The organism is Paenibacillus sp. P22 (assembly GCF_000469945.2).
In the GTDB taxonomy this organism is placed as follows: domain Bacteria; phylum Bacillota; class Bacilli; order Paenibacillales; family Paenibacillaceae; genus Paenibacillus_O; species Paenibacillus_O humicus.
This window is the reverse complement of sequence record NZ_CBRA020000285.1, coordinates 1-3,487: the sequence shown is the minus strand read 5'-3', so window position 1 is coordinate 3,487 and position 3,487 is coordinate 1. Positions and strand designations below refer to the sequence as shown.

General features: G+C 57.8%; 2 protein-coding genes. Both read right to left on the bottom strand.

Annotation, left to right across the window (positions count from 1 at the left end; genetic code table 11):
• Positions 1-312 precede the first annotated feature (312 nt).
• Positions 313-1,644, bottom strand: coding sequence for a diaminopimelate decarboxylase (lysA, locus tag BN871_RS25835; protein ID WP_048750025.1), 1,332 nt, complete (start codon positions 1,642-1,644; stop codon positions 313-315).
• A gap of 153 nt (positions 1,645-1,797) precedes the next feature.
• Positions 1,798-3,487: spore germination protein (locus BN871_RS25830; protein ID WP_232313364.1), on the bottom strand; the 1,690-nt coding region annotated here is incomplete at its 5' end.

Genomic DNA, 3,487 nt, shown 5'->3' with positions numbered 1-3,487 from the left:
CGCTCCTGTTCACTCTAAATCCATTGAATAAGACGAAAAATTCGTCTTATTCACTCCTGTTCACCCTAAATCCATTGAATAAGACGAAAAATTCGTCTTATTCGCTCCTGTTCACCCTAATTCCATTGAATAAGACGAAAAATTCGTCTTACTCCTTCCTCTTCACCCTAAATCCATAGCAGTAGACGAAAAAATCGTCTACTTCGCTCACTGCCGAAGAGACTCGAGAACTAGAGGCGAACGGAAACAAAAAAAAGAGAAGCCCGACGTTAAACGCGGGTTTCTCCGAAGGGCTTTGCTTTCTTTTACGAACTAGGATTGGACGCCAGCCTTGCGCAGACGCTCCGGCAGAAGGTCGTTTCTGGAGATGTCTTCCAGCGATTCGCGCTGTACGGCGAGGTCGGACTGGCCGTCCTTGACAAGGACGACGGCCGGACGGCGGATGCGGTTGTAGTTGCTCGCCATCGCGTAGTTGTAGGCGCCTGTGCAGAATACAGCCAGCAGATCGCCGCTTTCCGCCTTCGGCAGCTCGAGGTCCCAGATGAGCATGTCGCCGCTCTCGCAGCATTTGCCCGCTACGGAAACCGTCTCGCTCGCAGGCTCGGAAGCGCGGTTCGCAAGCACGGCGTCGTACTTGGATTCATACAGCGCAGGGCGCGGATTGTCGGTCATGCCGCCATCGACGGCGACATACTTGCGCACGCCGGGAATTTCCTTGAACGTGCCGACGGTATACAGCGTCGTGCCGGCATCGCCGACGATGCTGCGGCCCGGCTCGATCCAGATCTCGGGCAGCGGATAGTCGGCTGCGGAGAAGTTGGAGCGGATCGCATCGGTGATCGCGGCGATATAAGTTCCGGCCGGAAGCGGGGCATCCCCTTCCGTGTAACGGATGCCGAAGCCGCCGCCGAGGTTGATGACGCGGAAAATATGGCCCAGCTTGTCTCGGACTTCGACAGAGAATTCAGCCGCTTTGGCAGCTGCCATGCGGAATCCTTCCACTTCGAAGATTTGGGAGCCGATATGGGAGTGAATGCCCAGGAGCACGAGATTTTCGAGCTTGGACGCTTCCTCTACGGCACGATAAGCGGCACCGGCCGCAAGATCGAAGCCGAACTTCGAATCCTGCTGTCCCGTGGAGATATAGTCATGGGTATGCGCTTCTACACCCGGGGTGATTCGCAGCAGAATGTTGACTTTGCGGTTTTTGGAGCCGGCGATCGCATTCAGCAGCTCAAGCTCGGTGAAGTTGTCCACAACGAAGCAGCCGATGCCGGCGTCGATGGCCATCTCGATCTCGAAAGGCGTCTTGTTGTTGCCGTGGAAGTGGATGCGCTCAGCCGGGAAACCGGCTTGCAGCGCCGTGTGCAGCTCGCCGTCCGATACGACGTCGAGCGACATTCCTTCCTGCTCGGCAATCGCGCACATCGCGACGGTGCTGAACGCCTTGCTTGCGTAGGCGACCTGGAATTTGAATCCGGAAGCCTTGAACGCGTCGACATATTCCCTTGCACGCTGACGCACAAGAGCCTCATCCACAATATAGAGCGGAGTGCCGTACTGTTCCGCCAGATCCTTCGTATCGCAGCCGCCGATTTCCAGGCGGCCCTGTTCATTTACTTGGGCTGTTCCGTGCAAATACATGAAAAGAGCACCTTCTTTCCGCCCTCCGCCGGAGGGAATCGTTTTTCATTGTGATCCAAGTATAAACGACCCCTGTTTGGAGGAGAAATGGATTTTGTGTCCTTTCATTTGCATTTGTTGCATTCCTGGCCGGCTCCGTGAAGCGGCAGCTCTTCAGCCGCCCTCCGCATCGGGCATTTTGTCCCGCTGCTGCGGACGAAGCAGGTTGGGACGCTTTTTGTTTTTCATGACCGGCATCCTCAACATAATATTGACCATCCCTTTGGGATCGAACGGGATGAACGGCCACATGTAGGGCCGGTTGAACGAACGCTGCATGACGAGCAGAACGAACACCGCCGTCCATCCCAGCACAAGCCCGGGAATATGGAAGGCCGCCACCAGACAGATCAGCAGCAGCCGCACGATCCGGTTGGCAAGGCTGAGCTCGTAGCTCGGCGTGGCGAACATGCCGATGGCGGCGATGGCCATGTACAGAATGACCTCGTTGATGAAAAGGCCGGTCTGGACGGCGATATCCCCGACCAGTATCGCGGATACGAGCGAGATCGCCATCGCCAGCGGCGTAGGCGTATGGATCGCGGCCATCCGCATGAGGTCGATGCCCGCTTCCGCCAGCAGGAACTGGACGAACAGCGGCAGCTTGCCGAGCTTGGCCGGTCCGATGAACGCAAGGGACGGCGGGAGAAGATGCGGATTCATGGCGAACAGCAGCCAGATCGGGACGAGAAACAGGGAAGCCATGATGCCGAAAAACCGGAGCCATCTCAAATACGTTCCGATGAACGGCGTCTGCCTGTTCTCTTCCGCATGCTGGACCAGATCGAAAAACGTCGTCGGCAGGATCATGACGCTCGGAGAGGTGTCGACGAATACGGCCACATTGCCTTCCAGCAGATGCGCGGCGACCACATCCGGGCGCTCCGAATACCGGACAAGCGGATACGGGTTCCATCCGCGCTTGACCGTCGCTTCTTCCAGCTGCTTGTCCGCGAGCGGAATGCCGTCGAGCTTGACGGCCGTGATTTTATCGCGGATCGACTCAACGAGCTCCTTGTCCGCGATGTCTTCAATATAAGCGACGCAGACGTCGCTCCTCGTCCGCTCTCCGACCCGGATGTTTTCCAGGCGGAGCATCGGGTCCCGCAGCCTGCGGCGCACTAGAGACACGTTCATCAGCATCGTCTCGACGAATCCGTCGCGAGAGCCGCGGACGACGCGCTCCAGCGAAGGCTCCTCCGGGCCGCGCATCGGGAACATCTTCGTGTCGATGATGAGCATCGTCGATTCCCCGTCGATATACATGCCTGTCGAGCCGCTCAGCACGCCCGTCATCATCATGTTCCAGTCCTTCTCCTGCTCGACCTGCACAGCCGGAACGAAGAGGTTCATGAACGATTCCAGCGCATGCGACGTCACCGCGTCCGCCTGCAGGAAGGTGAGACGTTCGAGGATCTCGGTCATGAGCTGGCCGCTTGAAAGTCCGTTGAGCATGAAAAAAGCCGTTTTTTTGCCTCCTAAAGTCATCTGCCGGACAATGACGTCGAAGCTCGTTTTGTAGCCGGCCTCCTCCTTTAGGCGCTCGACGAATTCCTCGATATCGTCCGGAATCGGCTCCAGCGCATCTCCGTTCGTTCCGGGGGCGGAGTTGTTTCCGGCTTGCCTGCCCTTGCCGGATTTGCCCTTTCCGGACTTGCCCTTCTCCGGATTCCCTTTGCCGGAACCCGCTTCTTCAGAATCCCCTTTGCCGGGCCCGCCCTGGCCCGACCTGTTTTTCCAGGACCTGTCTTCGCTTGGCCTGTCTCCGTCGGACTTGTCTTCCCTCGACCTGTCTCCGTCGGTC